General features: G+C 41.5%; 15 protein-coding genes and 1 tRNA gene. 9 read left to right on the top strand and 7 right to left on the bottom strand.

The genetic code is table 11. From position 1 onward, the window contains the following. Nucleotides 1-3: 3 nt before the first annotated feature. Nucleotides 4-843 (bottom strand): pilus assembly protein PilM, encoded by an 840-nt coding sequence (locus tag PSF09_RS19630; protein ID WP_272666513.1) that lies wholly within the window; start codon nucleotides 841-843, stop codon nucleotides 4-6. 116 nt (nucleotides 844-959) lie between these two features. Between PSF09_RS19630 and mrcA the strand changes: the two genes are divergently transcribed. Further along, on the top strand, nucleotides 960-3,476 hold the full coding sequence (gene mrcA / locus PSF09_RS19625; protein WP_272666514.1) for a peptidoglycan glycosyltransferase/peptidoglycan DD-transpeptidase MrcA: 2,517 nt from the start codon (nucleotides 960-962) through the stop codon (nucleotides 3,474-3,476). Nucleotides 3,477-3,632: 156 nt separating this feature from the next. Here the strand turns inward: mrcA and nudE are convergent, their stop codons facing one another. Continuing rightward, nucleotides 3,633-4,184, bottom strand: coding sequence for an ADP compounds hydrolase NudE (nudE, locus tag PSF09_RS19620; protein WP_210836441.1), 552 nt, complete (start codon nucleotides 4,182-4,184; stop codon nucleotides 3,633-3,635). Nucleotides 4,185-4,510: 326 nt separating this feature from the next. Between nudE and PSF09_RS19615 the strand changes: the two genes are divergently transcribed. From PSF09_RS19615 to pckA, 4 genes are all read left to right on the top strand, one after another. Continuing rightward, on the top strand, nucleotides 4,511-6,604 hold the full coding sequence (locus PSF09_RS19615; RefSeq protein WP_272666515.1) for an IgaA/UmoB family intracellular growth attenuator: 2,094 nt from the start codon (nucleotides 4,511-4,513) through the stop codon (nucleotides 6,602-6,604). Between the two features lie 64 nt (nucleotides 6,605-6,668). Continuing rightward, complete coding sequence (hslR, locus tag PSF09_RS19610) at nucleotides 6,669-7,079, top strand: ribosome-associated heat shock protein Hsp15 (RefSeq protein WP_272666516.1); 411 nt, start codon at nucleotides 6,669-6,671, stop codon at nucleotides 7,077-7,079. A gap of 39 nt (nucleotides 7,080-7,118) precedes the next feature. After that, the gene (gene hslO / locus PSF09_RS19605) at nucleotides 7,119-7,991 is read left to right on the top strand and encodes an Hsp33 family molecular chaperone HslO (protein ID WP_004263166.1); all 873 of its coding nucleotides are present in this window, start codon (nucleotides 7,119-7,121) and stop codon (nucleotides 7,989-7,991) included. A 203-nt stretch (nucleotides 7,992-8,194) separates the two neighbouring features. Continuing rightward, nucleotides 8,195-9,814, top strand: a complete 1,620-nt coding sequence (pckA, locus tag PSF09_RS19600; protein ID WP_272684378.1) for a phosphoenolpyruvate carboxykinase (ATP) — start codon at nucleotides 8,195-8,197, stop codon at nucleotides 9,812-9,814. A gap of 66 nt (nucleotides 9,815-9,880) precedes the next feature. Here pckA and PSF09_RS19595 read toward each other — a convergent pair whose 3' ends face one another. Together PSF09_RS19595 and PSF09_RS19590 are read right to left on the bottom strand one after the other, a co-directional pair. After that, nucleotides 9,881-10,579 carry a pirin family protein gene (locus PSF09_RS19595; protein ID WP_272666518.1) on the bottom strand — a complete coding sequence of 233 codons (699 nt, stop codon included), beginning with the start codon at nucleotides 10,577-10,579 and terminating at the stop codon, nucleotides 9,881-9,883. Between the two features lie 496 nt (nucleotides 10,580-11,075). After that, nucleotides 11,076-12,278 (bottom strand): NAD(P)/FAD-dependent oxidoreductase, encoded by a 1,203-nt coding sequence (locus tag PSF09_RS19590; RefSeq protein WP_272666519.1) that lies wholly within the window; start codon nucleotides 12,276-12,278, stop codon nucleotides 11,076-11,078. 375 nt (nucleotides 12,279-12,653) lie between these two features. Here PSF09_RS19590 and pitA point away from each other — a divergent pair, with 375 nt between their 5' ends. After that, entirely contained in the window at nucleotides 12,654-14,144 is a 1,491-nt protein-coding gene (pitA, locus tag PSF09_RS19585; RefSeq protein ID WP_004906562.1) for an inorganic phosphate transporter PitA, read from the top strand. A gap of 131 nt (nucleotides 14,145-14,275) precedes the next feature. On the opposite strand, the gene uspB is transcribed toward pitA, so the two are convergent. Beyond that, nucleotides 14,276-14,611, bottom strand: a complete 336-nt coding sequence (uspB, locus tag PSF09_RS19580; RefSeq protein WP_004906561.1) for a universal stress protein UspB — start codon at nucleotides 14,609-14,611, stop codon at nucleotides 14,276-14,278. A gap of 451 nt (nucleotides 14,612-15,062) precedes the next feature. On the opposite strand from uspB, the gene uspA reads away from it, so the two are divergent. Together uspA and gdhA are read left to right on the top strand one after the other, a co-directional pair. Beyond that, on the top strand, nucleotides 15,063-15,497 hold the full coding sequence (gene uspA, locus PSF09_RS19575; RefSeq protein ID WP_004263149.1) for a universal stress protein UspA: 435 nt from the start codon (nucleotides 15,063-15,065) through the stop codon (nucleotides 15,495-15,497). A gap of 266 nt (nucleotides 15,498-15,763) precedes the next feature. Beyond that, a complete protein-coding gene (gene gdhA / locus PSF09_RS19570; protein ID WP_004263145.1) occupies nucleotides 15,764-17,098 on the top strand; it encodes an NADP-specific glutamate dehydrogenase in 1,335 nt (444 codons plus the stop codon). An 83-nt stretch (nucleotides 17,099-17,181) separates the two neighbouring features. On the opposite strand, the gene rsmJ is transcribed toward gdhA, so the two are convergent. After that, on the bottom strand, nucleotides 17,182-17,952 hold the full coding sequence (gene rsmJ, locus PSF09_RS19565; RefSeq protein ID WP_210836449.1) for a 16S rRNA (guanine(1516)-N(2))-methyltransferase RsmJ: 771 nt from the start codon (nucleotides 17,950-17,952) through the stop codon (nucleotides 17,182-17,184). Beyond that, complete coding sequence (gene prlC, locus PSF09_RS19560) at nucleotides 17,945-19,987, bottom strand: oligopeptidase A (protein WP_272666520.1); 2,043 nt, start codon at nucleotides 19,985-19,987, stop codon at nucleotides 17,945-17,947. The genes rsmJ and prlC overlap by 8 nt, the downstream gene beginning before the upstream one ends. Before the next feature lie 309 nt (nucleotides 19,988-20,296). Here prlC and PSF09_RS19555 point away from each other — a divergent pair. Continuing rightward, nucleotides 20,297-20,391, top strand: a tRNA-Sec gene (locus tag PSF09_RS19555). The last annotated feature ends 37 nt before the right edge of the window (nucleotides 20,392-20,428 follow it).

Here is a 20,428-nt window from a genome sequence, read left to right as displayed (position 1 = left end):
CAGTTAAATATCTCCATGACGTAAAGCAAGGCCGGCAGCAATCACAAAATCCCCCAATAATTGCGGTAATTTAATATTATGCTGTTGAAAAGCCTGACGTAATTCCCAGTGATGAGCAACCTTAGCGGTGTGATGAATATGTTGATGATCTGTAATCAGGTAGATAGGCGAAGTAGGGGGAGTATCGTCTTGATCAAGAAAGGGCAGCAAGTGGGAAAGTGTCGGTATGTCGGTATCTTGTAGATGGTTGTAATTCGCTGGTTGGCTAGTTGGCCCTGACCAAAGCCATTCACCTTGTCGATAATGAATAACCCAACATTCATCGGGTAAACTCGCATTTCTTGCGACATAACGTAAAGCTATGGGGGCGACATCAATAGCAAGTAAGTTAAACCCGCTTTCTGCAAATAGATTTTGCCAAAAGGTAATATCTGACTGGCGAGCTGCGTTAAAATGAACTTGTTGTTTGATGACGCGATAGTCGATGACCAGCTCTTGGGCGTGCATAGAAAAACGTTTTTCAGCTTGAGATTGTAAATACCACCCTAATTCCGGTTGTGGCAATTTGATTTCACTGGGTAATGAAATTTGTTGTTTTATTGTACGAACGGCAGGTAATGCGAAGGATACTGAACACTTTTTAGGTAATTTCTGACGCCATTGTAATAAAATATCCAGTAAAATTGCATACTGCTGATGGCTAGAATTATCCGTTAATTCGAATGGTAATTGCTGCTGCCAACATTCACATAAATGCCAGTATTGTCTGCGCCGCTTTGCAGCGACTAGCTGGATTCTATCTCGATATAGGTCGATCCCAATGTTCCATTTTGATGTATACATAGTTAATTTCCTTATCATTAACAAATAAATTACGTTTTCTATTGTGCTGTATAAGCTTTATACTGTGTGTTAGTGATATCTAAACCCTCTTGTTAGCCGAGCATGGGAATTTTCCGGTGAAGTTCGTAAAATATTTTTTTATTCTTGTTTTCTGTTGCATTTTTTTGGGAACCGCCTCGATTTATGGCATGTATAAATATGTCGAAGGTGAGTTACCCGATGTCGCGACAATGAAAGACATTCGTCTGCAAATTCCAATGCAGGTATACAGTGCGGATAACGAATTGATTGCCCAATACGGGGAAAAGCGTCGTATTCCTTTACCGCTGGCAGAAATTCCTCCTTTAATGATAAAAGCGTTTATTGCAACTGAAGATAGCCGTTTTTATGATCACCATGGGATTGACCCTATTGGTATTTTCCGAGCTGTTACTGTCATGGCTTCATCTGGTCATGCTTCTCAGGGAGCCAGTACGATTACTCAGCAGCTCGCGAGAAACTTTTATTTAAGTCCTGAAAAAACTTTGATGCGTAAAGTGAAAGAGGCTTTTTTGGCTATTCGCATTGAGCAGCTTTTTACTAAAGATGAAATTATGGAGCTGTACCTGAATAAAATTTATTTAGGTAACCGTGCTTATGGCGTTGGGGCGGCTGCGTATGTTTATTTTGGTAAGACAGTGGATGAGTTGACGCTTAGTGAAATCGCGATGATTGCGGGTTTGCCAAAAGCGCCTTCTACATTTAACCCGCTGTATTCTTATGACCGTGCGGTAAGTCGTCGTAATGTGGTTCTTTCTCGTATGTTTGAGGAGAAATACATTACTCAAGACCAGTATGAACAAGCAAAAAATGAAAAAATAGTTGCTTCGTATCATGCGCCGAAAATCGATTTTTCTGCGCCGTATTTAGCCGAGATGGCACGTCAAACCTTGTTTGATAAATATGGTGAAGATGCCTATACCGATGGGTATAAGGTTTACACTACGGTGATCCGCAAAGATCAGGAAGCAGCAACAACCGCAGTTCGTAATAATTTGATCGACTACGATACTCGCCATGGCTATCGCGGTCCTGCCGAAGTTTTATGGAAACAAAATGAAGCGGCTTGGACAGCAGAGCAGATTGTTGAAAAATTGAAGAAAATGCCTGTTTATGGGCCATTAATGCCAGCCGTCGTGACATCTGCAACGGCTTCAGAAGCACAAGTGATGTTAGCTGATGGCTCGCAAATCCCAATTACGATGACCGGAGTGCGTTGGGCACGTAAATTTATTTCAGATACTCAGCAAGGCGCCGCGCCAAGAGCTGTAAATGCAGTGATGCAAGTGGGTGAGCAAATTTGGGTTCGAAAAGTTAAAGATAACTGGTGGTTAGGGCAAGTGCCTGATGTAAATGCTGCATTTGTTGCTTTGAATCCGAATGACGGTGCAATTATTGCGCTTGTTGGTGGTTTTGACTTCAATATGAGTGAGTTTAACCGGGTTACCCAATCATTACGCCAAGTTGGTTCGAATATTAAACCTTTCTTGTATACCGCTGCGATGGATAAAGGCCTGACATTATCATCATTACTTAATGATGTGCCGATTAGTCGTTGGGATGCGGGCGCAGGTTCTGATTGGCGTCCTAAGAATTCACCTCCTCGATATGATGGGCCTATTCGTTTGCGTCAAGGTTTAGGTCAATCAAAAAATGTTGTGATGGTTCGCGCAATGAGAGCCATGGGTGTGGACTATGCCGCTGATTATTTAACTCGCTTTGGTTTCCCTGCGGAAAATATTAACCGTACAGAGGCGTTAGCGCTAGGTGCGCCATCATTTACACCAATGCAAATGGTTCGTGGATATGCCGTCATGGTCAATGGTGGATATTTGATTGACCCATATTATATTTCGAAGATCGAAAATCATAATGATGAGGTTATTTTTGAAGCCAATCCTAAAATAGCATGCCCTGATTGCACGAATATTCCAGTGATTTATGGGGATACTGAACGTACTATTGCGAGTAAAGGTATGGATGATGAATCTACCGAAGAAGTGACGCAATCGGGTGATAATACTGTCATACAAGAGCCGACAATGGAATTAACAACGGCATCTAACTTAGACGGGAACTCTGGTGACCAATATGCGCCTCATGTGATTAATACCCCACTCGCATTCTTAATTAGGGATGCGATGATGACCAATATCTATGGCGAGCCTGGTTGGTCTGGTACGGGTTGGCGTGCAGCGAGAGACTTAGGTGGTCGGCGTGATATTGGTGGGAAAACAGGAACAACGAATAGCTCGAAGGATGCTTGGTTCTCTGGCTATGGTCCAGATGTTGTTGCTTCAGCATGGATAGGTTTCGATGACAATAGGCGTACTCTAGGTCGTGGTGAAGCGGGGGCTAAAAGCGCACAGCCAATGTGGGACGACTTTATGAAGTCTATTTTGGATGGAGTGCCTGTGAAAACAATGAAGCCACCTAAAGGGGTTATTTCCGTATCCATTGATAGCCGGACAGGCAAGTTAGGTTCTTCCCGTCGTGAGTATTTTATTGAAGGAACAGAACCGAAAGAACATGCAGTACAAGAGGTAGGCACGACAATTTCTACGGAAGGTGGGGCTAGCCAAGAGCTATTTTAAAATTATTGTTGGCTAAACTCTCTCAATTAGCACCCCATTGTTGATTAAAAACATGGGGTGTTTTCTATAGAGACATTTAATATATCAGAAGGTTATGTGCCGATATTAATAATTGGTTATGGAAATCACATGCAGCTGATACAATAATAGGTGTTTTTACTTACCACTTTTTAGGTAACGTTCTAGATAGAAAAGTGCGCTAATATTCCGAGCTTCGTTGAAATCAGGGTGTTCCAGTAATTCCATCATTCGAGATATTGGCCATAGCTCTTGTTGTAGAGGTTCAGGCTCATCTCCTTCGAGTTTTTCACTGTATAAGTCTTGGGCGATAAGAATATTCATTTTGCTCGAGAAGTATGATGGTGACATCGTAAGCTTGGCAAGCTGAACAATGTGATTAGCGCCATAACCTATTTCTTCTTTGAGTTCACGTTGGGCTGCTTCAATGGCGATTTCACCGGGGTCGATAGCACCTTTGGGAAAGCCTAATTCATAGCTTTCAATCCCGACAGCGTATTCGCGAATGAGGATGAGGTTATCACCCATGATAGGAACAATAAGAACCGCTTCACGTTTTGCGGGCCGCATTCTTTCATAGACTCGTTTTTCGCCATTACTAAATTCGAGGTCAACTGATTGAATGCTGAATAATTTTGATTGAGCAACATCTTGAATATTCAAGATTTTAGGTTTTTTTAACTCTGTCATAACGATTTCCGAACAGGATGAGTGAAATCTATTGCTAAAAGCATATTTCATTGATTTACGAGACGCGTTTTACTTAGCACTGCCCGTATTTTGAAATCATCGTACAACTATGACCTATATCAAAATAAAATGATAGATATTATCGAGTCGATAAAATGCTGTTAGTATAATCGTCGTTCAAAAATAGCACGGATAAATAAATAAAATATTTTTTTACAAGATGTTGTAATTTAAAATAAAAATCCTAAATAGAATAGGAATTGGCTTATTTTTAGAAAGCCTGAGGGTTGATATGCTTTTCTTATTCATTTTTCATTGGGGAAACAATGCTAAACCATGTCATTATAACGGCTATAATTGTTATTAGCCTGACTATAATGGCTTCCTTCCTATACTTTAGGCGGGGGCGGCATTCTGGTGTCTATCAAATACCCTCTGTAGCGTCACCATCATTTAGAAAAATGATTGATTCAGATTACCAAACCATCTCTCAGTATTTAAATTATTGCTCTACTGTATCAATAAATTCTTCTCAACATCCATGGCAAATCAAAAAAAATTCAACAATTGCAACAGTTTGTCACTCATTAACGCGTTTTAACTTACGCCAAGAGCAGGGAAATAGCTGGCGTTATTTTATTGATACCATTGAAGTTCAGCTCCCTTCACAGCTTGAACCGTTTTTGCAGCGCCAAAATGTCATGGAGATAGTTGAAACAGATCATTTACCATTGATTATTTCAATGAATAGTCACTCATTGAAAGATTTTAGTAGTGAATGGCAAACTGGCGTGCCACTCGATTCAATATTGCCTGATGCTGCCATTCAAGAACGTGGTCAACATAGCATTGAACGATTAAAAGTTCGTAAAGAGACGATAGAAGAGCATAGATTACACCATTCTACGGGCTGGCTTGGCGCTGCGATCGTTTGCCTGAGTTTTTTATTTGGTTATTTAACCCTCGTTTCAATCCCGTTATTACAGGAATCGGGGTTAGTGATTTCAATGATTACGTTTGTCATTGGGTTACTTGTTCTTTTTCGCTCGAGGATGTTTCCTCGAAAATACCAAGATATTCAATGTATTCATGGTCAGCCAAAGCGTTGGGAACTTTATGGCGAGCTTGATAAAAAATATTCAACAAATACCTCTATTGCGGGGATTGATTTGCATTACCCCAGTCATTGGGGAAATTATTTAAAATACGAAGAAAACCAAGCCGTTAATATTGATTTTTATGCGACGGGTGAGGTGGTTAAACTCGGTAAATACCTTTCGTTGCATGAAGAAGAACGTTATTACCCATACAAACGGTTCAAGAAGAATGTATTGATGTTAGTTGGGGCATTATTAACGATGTCTCTGATATTTGCATATCAACCGATGGGGCTGCCGATAAAACTGGGTTTTGCTTGGTTAGGTGGTACAGAGAAAATCACGGTTGAAAACCCGAATGATCTCGTTGCTCGTCAGCTTAAAGTGGGGGATACATTAGTTGCCCAAGGTAAAGGGATGTGTTACCGCCCACCGAATTTGAATAAAGAAAACCAAGCTCAATTTGTACCGTTTGATTGCTCTGGTATTTATTGGAATGATGTTAGTTTACTGACTGAACCTCAATCTGAGGTTGTCGAACGCTCAATATCATTGCTTGATACTGTCAAAAGCCAATTACATCCAGACAAAAACTCAGTAGGGGTTAATCCAAGGTTACAGCGCGATATTATGAAATCAGGGATGAATATCATCTTTGATTTTTCGGCTATTATTATGGGAACAGAACAACTGTGCCATAATTCGGATAACTGCTTAAAATTAAAAAATGCGCTGACTAACCTCGGAAGTACAGAGGATTGGCCTACATTAGTAAAGAAGGCGTCCACAGGAAAATTAAAAGGGGCTCATGTTTTATTACGTGCGGGGAGCGCTGAGGCCTTGGAAAACATTGTGGAAGACACCATATATGATTTCATCAGAATAGAAATAGATAGAGAAGTGCGCAAACTTAATAGTCCGCCTCCTGGCGGTGTTTTATTAATTAGTGATGAAAATAAGCCTTTAGTCGATTCGATACCAGGAGCCTCTTTTAATGAGCTATCGCCATTACAGCGTTGGCAAGAATTGCAAAGGTTATCAAATCTTCTAATCAATACACCGTTCAATATTGAAGGGGTTATTACGAGTTTATCAGTAGATGCCAATGGCACATTGCAAATTGTGTTGCATGAAGAGCCCAATGCAAAAGTGGTGTCTCAGTATATATGTAGTTCACTTTTTATCCTATTTCTGTTGGTATGTGCGTTGTTAAATGGTTCGTTGATTGTGCTACGTGTTTTGAATAATAAAAAGCGTTTGCGTAATATCACAGAATATTATGATAAATGCTTTGAGGCTAATCCCCCTTCCTATCGTCGATAGTATCATCCCGAAAATAGAGGGAGCCTCTTCTTAGTTTGATTCAGACTTATGTTGAGGAGGCACCATGAATCAATCCACTATGGAACCTGTTCGCCTTGATAAATGGCTGTGGGCTGCGCGATTTTATAAAACGCGTGCAATTGCCCGTGAAATGATTGAAGGCGGTAAAGTTCATTATAATGGGCAAAGAACTAAGCCCGGGAAAATTGTTGAGCTGCACGGAATCGTTAAGCTTCGGCAAGGTAATGATGAACGGACGGTTGAAATCATGCAAATTAGCAGCCAGCGTAAAGGCGCACCGGAAGCACAGTTGCTGTACTGTGAAACCGTAGAAAGCATTGAGCAACGAGAGAAAATGGCACAAGCGCGTAAGATGAATGCACTTACGATGCCACATCCAGAGCGACGTCCAGATAAGAAAGAACGGCGTACTCTATTAAAGTTTAAACAAACAAATTCTCATGAGTCGTCTTGATGACGGCCTGAGCAACAGCCCGAGCAATAGAGAGATATTATGGCAAACCAAGACTTACTCCACCGTTTTTTATTTGAGCAACATTCCGTTCGTGGAGAAATGATCAGTGTTGATGAAACCTTTGAACATATTTTAGAAAACCATGACTACCCAACAGCGGTGAAAGGTTTGTTAGGTGAGTTACTTGTTGCTACCAGTTTATTGACGGCAACGTTGAAGTTCGATGGTGATATTACTGTTCAAATTCAAGGTGATGGGCCGGTTAATCTGGCGGTTATCAATGGTAATAATTTACAACAGATGCGCGGTGTTGCACGTGTAGATGGCCCTGTTGTGGCTGGTAGCACTCTGAAGCAGATGATTGGTAATGGTTTTATGGTGATTACCATCACACCGAACCAAGGTGAACGTTATCAAGGAATTGTGGCGATCGAAGGGGATTCAATTGAAGAAAGCATTGATGCCTATTTCCGCCAGTCAGAGCAATTGCCAACCCGTTTATTCATCCGTGTGGGTGAAGTGGATGGGAAACCCAGTGCAGGCGGCATGTTGTTGCAAGTTTTACCTGCAGCAAATGAAACAAGCCATGATTTCTTTGACCACTTAGTGCAACTGACTGCCACGATTAAAGGCCAAGAGCTGAGTACATTGGATGTGAAAGAGGTTTTACACCGTCTTTATCATGAAGAAGATGTCACGTTATATGACCCACAATCTGTTGAGTTTCGTTGTACTTGTTCAAGGGAGCGCTGCGAAAGTACATTAGCAACGTTACCGAAGGAAGATGTTATCGATATTTTACACAAAGATGGAAAAATTGATATGGAGTGTGAATTTTGTGGCTCACATTACGTATTTATTGAATCCGATCTTCAAGGGTTAAATAATGAGCTAAATCAGCAACTTCACTGATACGATTTAGCAACCTAATTATGTGACAAGGGTGCAATTCTGCACCCTTTTTTTATAATTTTAAAGCATTATTACGTGCTCTAAGTCTCATTATGAATTAAAAAAAATTATACATTTTCAATTCTTTGATAGCAATCGCTGTTAATTAGTCGTAAAGAATTATGATCATCCGCAGATTAATTATGTTTACCAGGAGCAATATAATGAGCGCTAAAAGCATTACCCTGAAGGAACTTGAAAAGTACGGTATTCATGATGTAGCTGAAGTGGTTTATAACCCAAGTTACGAGCTATTATTCACGGAAGAAACTAAGCCAGGACTTGAAGGTTATGAGCGTGGAACAGTAACTACTTTAGGTGCTGTTGCGGTTGATACAGGTATCTTTACAGGTCGTTCACCAAAAGATAAATATATTGTACGTGATGACGTGACTCGCGATACAGTTTGGTGGGCAGACCAAGGTAAAGGTAAAAACGACAACAAACCGATGTCACAAGAAGTTTGGGCGGATCTCAAACATTTAGTGACTGAACAACTGTCTGGTAAACGTTTGTTTATCATTGATGCATTCTGTGGTGCGAACGCCGACACTCGTCTAAAAGTACGTTTCATTACTGAAGTTGCATGGCAGGCACATTTCGTTAAAAACATGTTCATTCGCCCATCAGATGGAGAGCTAGTGGGCTTCGAACCTGATTTCATCGTCATGAACGGCGCGAAATGTACTAACCCGAACTGGGAAGCACAAGGTTTGAATTCAGAAAACTTTGTTGCGTTCAACTTAACAGAGCGCATGCAACTGATCGGTGGCTCTTGGTACGGCGGCGAAATGAAGAAAGGTATGTTCTCTATGATGAACTACCTACTGCCATTAAAAGGCATTGCATCTATGCACTGTTCTGCTAACGTCGGCGAAAAAGGCGATGTCGCCATTTTCTTTGGTTTATCTGGAACAGGTAAAACCACACTTTCTACCGATCCAAAACGTAAGTTAATTGGTGACGATGAACACGGTTGGGATGATGACGGCGTATTCAACTTTGAAGGCGGTTGCTACGCAAAAACGATCAACTTATCTAAAGAAGCTGAGCCAGACATCTATGGCGCTATCAAACGTGATGCGTTATTGGAAAACGTGATGGTGTTGGCAGATGGTACTGTTGATTTCAATGATGGTTCAAAAACGGAAAACACCCGTGTTTCTTATCCAATCTACCACATTGACAACATTGTAAAACCTGTTTCTAAAGCGGGTCATGCAACAAAAGTTATCTTCTTAACCGCAGATGCATTTGGTGTGTTGCCACCTGTTTCTCGTTTAACGCCTGAGCAAACGCAGTACCACTTCCTGTCAGGCTTTACCGCGAAATTAGCAGGGACAGAGCGTGGTGTGACGGAACCGACTCCGACATTCTCTGCATGTTTTGGCGCTGCATTCTTATCATTGCACCCAACACAATACGCTGAAGTATTAGTTAAACGTATGGAAGCGGCTGGCGCGAAAGCTTACTTAGTGAATACAGGTTGGAACGGTACAGGCAAACGTATCTCCATCAAAGATACACGTGCCATCATCGACGCTATTTTAAGTGGTGATATCGAAAAAGCGGACATGATTAAACTGCCAGTGTTCGATTTAGAAGTCCCAACAGCATTACCGGGTGTGGATACCAATATCCTTGACCCACGTAATACTTATGCAGACAAAGCACAGTGGGATGAAAAAGCGAAAGACTTAGCGGAACGCTTCGTGAATAACTTTGATAAGTACACGGACACGCCAGCAGGTGCTGCACTGGTGAAAGCCGGGCCAAAACTGTAACTAGTTTTGTGAATCAGCAAATATTAAAGGCTCTACATCAGTAGAGCCTTTTTGTTGTGAAAATGATTATTCTGCGGATGGTAAGTCAAACAACAGGATTTCACTATCTTCACTTGCTTTGATGGTGAGTGCTGTTTCTTGCCAAATAGCTAAACCATCGCTGGTGGTTGCTTTTTGGCCATTGATTTCCACATTCCCTTTAACGACTTGAATCCATACAACTCGCTTATCAGCGACCGCATGAGTGTGGGTTTCATTTGCAGGTAATGCCCAGCGCCACAGTTCCATATCTTGATAAACTTTTAATGAGCCATCACGTGCATTCGGTGATAGCACCAATTGCTTGCCATCTTTGGAATCGAACCGTTTTTGCTCATAACGTGGCTCAATACCTGTTCTCTCAGGAATGATCCAAATTTGGTACAAGTGTAGCTCTTCTTCATTGCTTGGGTTATATTCAGAATGACGAATACCTGTACCCGCACTCATAATTTGGAATTCACCCGCAGGGATTTGCTCCATATTGCCCATGCTGTCTTTATGTTCGACAGTCCCATTGAGCACATAGGTCAATATTTCCATATCTTTATGGGGGTGAGTTCCAAACCCTTGGCCCGCAGCAATAAAGTCTTCATTAATCACTCTCAGTGCAGAAAAGCCCATAAATTGCTCATCATAGTAGCTAGAGAATGAAAAAGTATGCCAACTGTCGAGCCATCCATGGTTTGCATGACCACGTTCGTTTGCTTTGCGTAAATAAATCATCGTGTTCTCTCCTGTACGGATTTCAACCTTGGTTGAACTCGCTCTAAATGTGTTGATGACAGTTTAACCAATTTATATGCAGAGAAAAGTAGCTCCCATTAACCATAGGATCCAAAAAATTTGAATAAGATACGCGGTGATTGCAGAGAATTGTGGTGTGGATAAAAAAATAGCCAGCGCAAGGCTGGCTAAAGTAAACACTGGAAGCAATGTGAGCAATGTCGTACCCCCTGCAAAAGGGTGACTAAGTAACCCTATCGAGGAAGTGATGATAATGATAATAGTTATCACTATCGTTTGTAAAGCATTATTTTTAACCAAAATAATATATCTTATAATTAAAACTGCAATTATATGATTTATATGAAATTAAATATTAACCATTATTTTTCAATGGATTAAGTTTTTTTGGACATCAATACAGGAGGATACTCCTAACGGAATAATTCCGTTAAGCGTCAGATTAAGACTGAGTATGTTTCCAGTCTTTTTTCTATTATTCTGCAAAAGGGAGAGGCAAGCTTTCCGCACATGCAGCCGCGGAACTCCATGCCCATTGAAAATTGTAACCCCCCAGCCAGCCAGTCACATCCATCACTTCACCAATAAAGTACAGACCAGACACTTTAAGCGATTGCATAGTTTTAGACGATATTTCGTGAGTATCAACACCACCCAATGTTACTTCAGCGGTGCGGTAACCTTCCGTTCCATTAGGCTGTACCTGCCATTGGTGTAATGTGGTGTGTAACGCTTCAATTTGAGGATGGTTAAGCTGTTTTAGCGCACATTCAGGGATTTGCCCTTGAGCTTGTAATATCTCAATTAGCCGTTTAGGTAGTATTTTAGCTAAGGTATTTTTCAACGATTGATTTGGGTGCTGGTGTTTCTCTGAAGCGATAAAATCATTTATGGCAATATCGGGAAGTAAGTTAATACTTACGTACTCACCAGAGTTCCAGTAGCTGGATATTTGCAAAATGGCTGGACCAGAAAGCCCCCGATGGGTGAATAAAATATTTTCTTTAAATACGGTGCCGCTTGCCGCTGTTACCGTTGCCGGGACAGAGATGCCTGAAAGTACCTGTAATGTTTCTAAAAGGGGTTTATGTAAAGTGAAGGGCACCAGTGCTGCTCGTGTTGGAATAATAGTATGCCCAAACTGTTCCGCAAGACGATAGCCAAAGGGGGTTGCACCTAAACCAGGCATCGATAATCCACCAGTTGCAACGACAAGTGAGTGGGTGCTTACTTGAGAGCCGTTAATTGTGACTAAAAACCCTTCATCTATTTTGTCAACGGCAGTGACCTCACTGCGTAACTTAATAGTGATATTAGGTAGGTTACACTCACTTTGCAGCATATCGACGATGTCTTGTGCGCTATTATCACAAAAAAGCTGCCCTAAGGTTTTTTCATGATAAGGGATATTATATTTAGCGACTAAGGCAATAAAATCCCACTGTGTATAGCGAGCAAGTGCTGACTTACAAAAGTGCGGGTTCGTAGAAATGTAATTGCTGTGCTCTGTATACATATTAGTGAAATTGCAGCGCCCGCCACCGGACATCAATATTTTCCTGCCTAATTTTTTCCCGTTATCAACCACTAGCGTCTTCAAACCGCGTTTGCCAGAGTGTGAGGCACAAAACAAACCTGCTGCGCCAGCACCTAAAATAATAACGTCGAAATTTTTCACAATAAGTGTCTCTATATATGTTTGATTTTAAGCATAATTACATTGATAACTGGGATATTTTACGTCATCTCATCGAGATTGTAATGTAAAGCTTTGAGGAAGAACTGATGAAAACTATACAGGACGTATTATAATTAGAGAAATTCGTCTAAAAAAAGCAAACAACGATTATTTTCTGGAAATATCGTTAAAAAGTTTCAAAAATTCAGAATAAGTTTGATTGCTATAATTCGTTGAAATATATGGAGTAATTGCTATGAGCTACTTTTTTGATGGGTAGTTAAATCAAAAAAAGGTTAGATTTTGCTTCCACCGCCAGCGTTTGTCACTGATAATGCGCCGCGTTCATGTCCAACATATAATGGCTTAACGTCTATGCTACATCTTTTTACAGGTTTAGAATTTCATACAGGTCTATTATTAGTTCTGGCACTGTTGTTTGTGCTGATCTATGAGGCTATAAATGGCTTCCATGACACCGCTAACGCGGTAGCAACGGTTATTTATACCAGAGCAATGCGGGCTCAGTTCGCAGTTGTCATGGCAGGGGTTTTTAACTTTTTTGGTGTCTTGCTGGGAGGGTTGAGCGTTGCATATGCCATTGTCCACCTCTTACCAACAGACCTCTTGCTTAATGTGAGCTCAGCTCACGGCCTTGCAATGGTTTTTTCATTGCTCTTGGCCGCAATTATTTGGAACCTTGGAACTTGGTACTTAGGTATTCCTGCTTCCAGTTCACACACGCTTATCGGGGCAATAATCGGGGTGGGTTTAACCAACGCGATTGTGACTGATTCGTCTGTCGTTGATGCCTTGAATATACCGAAAATGATCAGTATTTTCATGTCATTAATTTTGTCTCCCGCTATCGGTTTTGTGATTGCCGGCTTGATGATTTTCTTTTTGCGCCGTTATTGGAGTGGCACAAAGAAACGTCGTCGTATTCACTTAACACCTGCGGAACGTGAGAAAAAAGATGGTAAGCGTAAGCCACCATTCTGGACTCGTACTGCATTGATTTTGTCAGCAGTTGGGGTGAGTTTCTCCCATGGTGCGAACGATGGCCAGAAAGGCATCGGTCTTATCATGCTGGTGCTAATTGGTGTTGCTCCAGCAGGTTTCGTTATGAATATGAATTCTAACGGTTATGACATCGCAAAAACACATGATGCGGTTGTCCACCTGCAACAATACTATGAAACACATAAACCAGCGTTAAACCATGCAATAGAAAATGCCCCGACCGTTGCAGAAAGTAGTGATGAACCCGGTGGTGAATTCCATTGTGATAGCACACGTACTGGCGCTATTTTAAATCAAGCTCAAACGATGCTTGATGGCATTCAAAGTTATGAAGAGCTGACGCCAGACCAACGTAACCACGCACGCCGTTTGCTGATGTGTATCTCTGATACTGCGAATGCGGTTGCGAAATTACCAGAAACAAGTTCCAAAGATGCTAGCTTACTGAAAAAACTCAGTAATGATTTGCTGTATACCGTTGAATATGCACCACTGTGGATCATTATTGCGGTTGCTTTAGCATTATCATTAGGCACCATGTTCGGTTGGCAGCGTGTTGCTGTGACCATTGGTGAGAAAATTGGTAAGAAAGGTATGACTTATGCGCAAGGTGTATCTGCTCAGGTAACTGCAGCAGTCTCTATCGGTGTGGCAAGTTATACTGGTATGCCAGTTTCAACAACGCAGGTTTTATCTTCTGCAGTGGCGGGTACGATGGTTGTCGATGGTGGTGGTGTACAAACAAAAACCATTAAAAGTATTGCGCTAGCATGGTTATTAACTTTACCGGTGTCTATTGTATTATCCGGCGGTTTATACTGGCTATCGCTGCTGTTTATCTAGTCGCGCTAATTTTGGCTTCATACATGAGTATGGAGCCTTTAACAGTTACATGAACACAGTAATCTACATATACAAAATAGTGATGATCGAAAGGCCATCACTATTTTTTCATTAGAAAGTTAAGATCACCGTCAACCTGTTATCAATAAATACGCTAAACTCACGATAACAAGAATGCTGAGCCTGCTTATCATCATGAATTGCTTACGGATTCGCTCACAACGCAAAATAACTTCAGGGTCATAATGTTCAAGGTATTGCTTGTTATTTATGTATCGAACTAACCGGAGTTGCTTGTTTAGCTGGCCGTGTGTAGTAAAAAAACCATTACCATCAACGGATTGATAAAGCAGAGGGTCTGAATCCCTTAAAATAGACAATAGAACACGAACGGAAGAAAAGTACCGCATCATATTTAAGATGCACAAAATGCATAATGCCCAAAACAATGCAATCATACTGAACATAATCCTCTCCTTAGAACTTAGCTCAAGCTCACAGCAATTGTCGCAAAGGAAATACAGCAGAAAAATTATACTTATACTCAGTTGTTTTATTGTAGGATAAATTATTGTTTAAAAAAAGTGCAGTTAGTGCAAATTTGTGATGACCTTTTGTTTATATTGAAGAAAATAAACCTGAATAGTTGAATTTTAATATCACAGTTTGTAGTGCAACTTTGTTGTTTTCCTAAGCTAAAAGAGTCTCCATAACTCGAATTTTTTAGGGCAATATATTAATATTGAATGAATGATGTTATTGTTTTATAAAATGTTATATGAAGTGATGATTTTAAGGTTAATCTGCTTAGATGTGATCAAAGCAACACTTAATAATCACAATTAGCAGGTATAGTATTCATAAAGATGTGGTGAAGGCATAACCACCAGATAATCAGCATTCGGAAGGAGTTTACTTATGGCTTACAAACATATTCTCGTTGCGGTAGATTTATCACCTGAAAGTAAAGTATTACTGGATAAGGCTGTCTCTATGGCAAAACCTTACGGGGCCAAAGTATCTATGATCCATGTTGATGTTAACTATTCAGACCTCTATACCGGTCTTATTGATGTCAATCTTGGTGACATGCAGCAACGTATTACTGATGAAACGCGTAATGCTCTGAAGGATTTATCTGCAGGCGCGGGTTATGAAATTCAAGAAACGCTCAGCGGTAGCGGTGATCTAGGCCAAGTACTGGTCGATGCCATTAAAAAATACAATATGGATTTAGTGGTCTGTGGGCACCACCAAGATTTCTGGAGCAAGCTGATGTCGTCTGCTCGCCAGCTAATCAATACAGTCCATGTGGATATGTTGATTGTGCCACTAAATGATGATGAAGAATAATCCATATCACGCTATTTGAAATATTATTCACTAAAAACGCTTGCTTATGCAGGCGTTTTTTTTGTTTCAAAATATGTATTTTGAGGGAGTTATTGGCAGGTCAAGCAATTTATTTTGCTATAGAGTGAAAAAAAACCTTGAATTTAGAATACAAACTAATGATATATTCAATAGGCAAACGCAAATCAACCTCACATTTCCTAAAAATAATGATAAGAAAGAGTGAGGCACATCACAACAACTACATGTTAAAAAGGAAGACATAGATGACACAATCACTATCTTCGTTCTTGGAGTCTGTCCAAAAAAGAGACCCTTCTCAACCTGAATTTCTACAAGCGGTACGTGAAGTATTCACTTCCCTTTGGCCGTTCTTAGAGCAAAATGCGAAGTATCGTGACCAAGCATTACTTGAGCGTTTTGTTGAACCTGAACGTGTAATTCAATTTCGAGTGTGTTGGGTAGACGACCAAGGTAAAGTTCAAGTCAACCGTGCATGGCGTGTACAATTTAGCTCTGCAATCGGCCCATTCAAAGGTGGTATGCGTTTTCATCCATCTGTGAATTTATCCATTCTGAAATTTTTAGGCTTTGAACAAACACTGAAAAATGCCCTGACCACATTGCCAATGGGTGGTGGTAAAGGTGGCTCTGACTTTGATCCTAAAGGTAAAAGCCATGGTGAAGTGATGCGTTTCTGCCAAGCATTGATGACAGAACTTTATCGCCATATTGGTTCTAATACTGACGTCCCTGCGGGGGATATTGGTGTGGGTGGTCGTGAAGTGGGCTTTATGACAGGTATGATGAAAAAACTGTCTAATGACACTTCTTGTGTATTCACCGGTAAAGGATTGTCTTTTGGTGGTAGTTTAATTCGCCCTGAAGCAACCGGTTACGGTTTGGTTTATTTCACAAATGCAATGCTAAAACGCCATGGCCTAGGCTTTGAAGGGATGCGTGTAGCAGTTTCCGGTTCAGGTAACGTTGCACAGTACACCATTGAAAAATGTATGGAGCTTGGCGCTAAAGTGGTTACAGCTTCTGATTCAAGCGGTACTGTGGTTGATGAAGACGGTTTTACAACAGAAAAACTTGCACGTTTGGAAGAAATCAAAAACAACTATGGTCGTATTGAAGAATATGCAAAAGAGTTTGGCTTAACTTACTTAGCGGGCCAGCAACCATGGAATGTGCCTGTCGATATTGCTCTGCCATGTGCAACACAAAATGAGCTGGATGTTGATGCAGCAAAAGTGTTAATCAAAAATGGTGTTAAAGCGGTCGCTGAAGGGGCTAATATGCCAACGACGATCCCTGCAACCGAACTGTTCCTTGAAGCGGGAGTGCTGTTTGCTCCAGGTAAAGCGGCTAATGCAGGTGGTGTGGCAACGTCAGGTCTTGAGATGGCTCAAAATGCGGCTCGTCTAGGTTGGAAAGCTGAAAAAGTTGACGCTCGTCTACACCATATCATGTTGGATATTCACCAGCATTGTGTGGAATTCGGTGGTGAAGAGAAACAAACAAACTATGTTCAAGGTGCTAATATCGCGGGCTTCGTAAAAGTCGCTGATGCAATGCTTGGGCAGGGTGTGTTGTAATTCTCTGACCTCAAAACGTACGCGAAAGGGCGGCTGTATCATACTGATAAATTCACCTGTACATACGCCCTTCGCCGTTACGTTTATTCGTTATCTTTAATGCATGGATAGATATCAAACCGATGGTTTTTAGTGGTAATCGCTGATGGCGCTTTTTGTCCCGCAAGGGGCTCTGCATAGTCAGGGCGCTTAACAACTACTCTACGTTTAGCCAAAGCAATCGCAGGGGCTAATAATGAATCTGCATCATCATCTGCTCCCACCAATGACTGAAATACTCGCATTTCTTTCTTCACTAAAGCACTTTTTTGTCGATGAGGGTACATCGGGTCAAGATAGATAACATCAGGCGCGTGGGTTATTTCGCTTAGTGCTGTAATACTGGATGCATGAATCAATGACATTCGTTCTTGTAACCATGGGCCAATTTCTGCATCTTGATAGCCTCGTTGTAAGCCATCGTCCAATAGTGCAGCAACCACAGGATGGCGCTCCAACATGCGGACATGGCAACCGAGAGCGGCGAGAACAAAGGCATCACGCCCTAGGCCAGCAGTGGCATCAATCACATCGGGAATATAATCTTTTTTGATTCCCACAGCTTTGGCAACAGCTTCACCACGACCCCCTCCAAATTTACGGCGATGGGCCATAGCCCCAGAGACGAAGTCGACAAAAATTCCTCCTAATTTAGGTTCATCTAGCTTACGCAGTTGTAAATTTTCAGGCGTAAGTACGACAGCCATAACGGCATCAGGGGTATGAGAAAGCTGCCATTTTTCAGAAAGTTGAGAGAGAGTGCCGGGATCGGCACCCTCTTCACAGATCAACTGGATCGCAATGTCATTAGCCATGGATACCATAGCTCTTTAACATCGCATCAAGTTCTGGCTTGCGGCCACGGAAGCGTTCAAACAGTGCCATTGGCTCTTCAGAACCCCCACGGCTTAAGATATTGTCGAGGAAGGACTGACCCGTTTGACGATTAAAGATACCTTCTTCACTGAAGCGTGAGTATGCATCTGCCGCGAGCACATCTGCCCACAAGTAGCTGTAATAGCCTGCTGCATAGCCACCTGCGAAAATATGGCTAAAAGCATGTGGGAAGCGCGACCATGTAGGTGAAGGAACCACTGCGACTTTATCTTTAATTGCATATAACGTTGGCATGACTTGCGCACCTTTTGCTGGGTCATATTCAGCGTGTAAGGTGAAGTCAAATAGACCAAATTCCAACTGACGCAGAACAAACATGGCTGACTGGTAATTCTTCGCCGCTAACATGCTATTGAGCATTTCTGTTGGTAATGGTTCGCCAGTTTCATAATGGCCAGAAATAAATTCGAGGGCTTCGGGCTCCCAGCACCAATTTTCCATAAATTGACTTGGTAGTTCGACAGCATCCCATGGCACACCGTTAATCCCTGCAACATCTGCAACATCAATTTGCGTTAACATATGATGTAAGCCGTGACCAAATTCGTGGAATAAGGTAGTGACCTCATTATGGGTAAACAGTGCAGGTTTATCACCGAGTGGCTTGTTGAAGTTACAAGTTAAGTAAGCGACAGGGTTTTGTAGTGAGCCATCTTTATGCACCATACGACCTACACAATCGTCCATCCAAGCCCCACCACGTTTGTTTTCACGGGCATAGAGGTCAAGGTAGAAACTACCACGCAGGGCATTGGTTTCGTCATAGAGTTCGAAGAAACGCACATCTTTATGCCATGTTTCGACGTCATTGCGTTCTTTGGCAGTTAAACCATAGATACGATGTACAACCTCGAACAACCCATTCAGGACGCGCTGTTCAGGGAAATAAGGGCGTAACTGCTCATCATTTAATGAGAATTTATGTTGTTTTTGTTTTTCGCTGTAATAGGCTAGATCCCATGATTCAAGCGTATCGACACCATAATGCTCTTTAGCAAAAGCGGTCAGTTCAGCCAGTTCATTTTCCCCTTGCTGATGAGCTCGGTCGGCTAAATCATTGAGGAAATTCAGCACTTGCTCTGGCGATTCGGCCATTTTGGTCGCTAGGGATTTTTCTGCGTAGTTTTTAAAACCTAATAATTGCGCTAGTTCGTGGCGTAAGGCCATCAGTTCATCAATTAATTCGCTGTTATCCCATTTACCTGCATTTGGACCTTGGTCAGACGCACGGGTGCTATATGCATGACTCATCTCACGACGTAATTCTGCATTGTCAGCATAGGTCATAACAGGTAAATAGCTTGGCATATCCAGGGTGAGTAAGTAGCCTTCTTCACCTTTTGATTCAGCCATGGCTTTTGCTGCTGCAATTGCACTTTCTGGCATACCCGCTAATTCATTTTCGTCTTTAATGAGCTTACTCCAACCCATGGTAGCATCAAGGACGTTATTGCTAAATTTAGACGCTATCTCCGACAAACGTGCGACGATTTCACCGTAACGTTGCTGTTTTTCAACGGGTAAACCAATGCCTGATAATTCAAAGTCACGTAAGGTATTTTCGATTGATTTACGTTGAGCTTGGCTAAGGGAATTAAATTCAGCCCCTTCTTTTAATGACTTATAAGCTTGATATAAAGGCTCATGTTGCCCCATCCAAGTACTGAATTCAGACAGTAACGGCAAGCATTTTTCATACTCTTCGCGCAGTTCTGGGCTGTTTTTCACCGAGTGTAAATGACTAACTGGTGACCAAACACGAGAAAGCTTATCACTGGCTTCTTCTAAAGGTTGGCACAGGTTGTCCCAAGTGTATTGATCCGTTGCACTCAGCAGGTTTTCTACTGTTTGGCGATATTCATTGAGTACATGTTGGACTGCGGGGAAAACATCCGCAGGCTCTATAGTAGAAAAGCGGGGTAGTGCGGAATCGGCTAATAATGAATTTGTCATAAAACATCCTGTGATTGCAGGCTTGTGCTCGTAGGCCAAGGCTTACTGTGTTGACAATAAAAGTTAAATGGCGAACTTATACCCAAATAGGGCTAATGTTATGGATCATATAACCAGTACGCCATAGCGAATATAAGAAAGTATATGGGGGCAGATGTACAAACCTCAACATCAATCTAGCGTTTTTTCTTATTAACACTTATCAATAAATGGGTTTTTTGTTGGCTTTTATCAATAAAGGCAATAGTTGTAGTTTCAATGCTTTGGAAAATAATGAATTCAGTCTATAATCATTTTCCAATCTATAGAGGAAGATCGTCGTCTCCGGTGAGGCGGCTGGATTTCAAATCCAGTTGGGGCTGCCAGCAGTCCCGGGCAGGTTCGACTCCTGTGATCTTCCGCCAAACGCAGTTTCTGAATTTCTTCTAAAAGCTATATTTT

It is taken from the genome of Providencia sp. PROV141, from assembly GCF_028481645.1.
GTDB lineage: Bacteria > Pseudomonadota > Gammaproteobacteria > Enterobacterales > Enterobacteriaceae > Providencia > Providencia rettgeri.
Note: the sequence above shows the minus strand (reverse complement) of the source record. Positions and strands in the feature narration are given on the sequence as shown.

Bases quoted from the DNA above. Each gene is read 5' to 3' on its own strand.
- PSF09_RS19630 (WP_272666513.1), bottom strand. From the start codon at position 843: ATGTATACATCAAAATGGAACATTGGGATCGACCTATATCGAGATAGA.
- nudE (WP_210836441.1), bottom strand. From the start codon at position 4,184: ATGACAGAGTTAAAAAAACCTAAAATCTTGAATATTCAAGATGTTGCT.
- PSF09_RS19615 (WP_272666515.1), top strand. From the start codon at position 4,511: ATGCTAAACCATGTCATTATAACGGCTATAATTGTTATTAGCCTGACT.
- hslR (WP_272666516.1), top strand. From the start codon at position 6,669: ATGAATCAATCCACTATGGAACCTGTTCGCCTTGATAAATGGCTGTGG.
- hslO (WP_004263166.1), top strand. From the start codon at position 7,119: ATGGCAAACCAAGACTTACTCCACCGTTTTTTATTTGAGCAACATTCC.
- pckA (WP_272684378.1), top strand. From the start codon at position 8,195: ATGAGCGCTAAAAGCATTACCCTGAAGGAACTTGAAAAGTACGGTATT.
- PSF09_RS19595 (WP_272666518.1), bottom strand. From the start codon at position 10,579: ATGATTTATTTACGCAAAGCAAACGAACGTGGTCATGCAAACCATGGA.
- pitA (WP_004906562.1), top strand. From the start codon at position 12,654: ATGCTACATCTTTTTACAGGTTTAGAATTTCATACAGGTCTATTATTA.
- uspB (WP_004906561.1), bottom strand. From the start codon at position 14,611: ATGTTCAGTATGATTGCATTGTTTTGGGCATTATGCATTTTGTGCATC.
- uspA (WP_004263149.1), top strand. From the start codon at position 15,063: ATGGCTTACAAACATATTCTCGTTGCGGTAGATTTATCACCTGAAAGT.
- gdhA (WP_004263145.1), top strand. From the start codon at position 15,764: ATGACACAATCACTATCTTCGTTCTTGGAGTCTGTCCAAAAAAGAGAC.
- rsmJ (WP_210836449.1), bottom strand. From the start codon at position 17,952: ATGGCTAATGACATTGCGATCCAGTTGATCTGTGAAGAGGGTGCCGAT.
- prlC (WP_272666520.1), bottom strand. From the start codon at position 19,987: ATGACAAATTCATTATTAGCCGATTCCGCACTACCCCGCTTTTCTACT.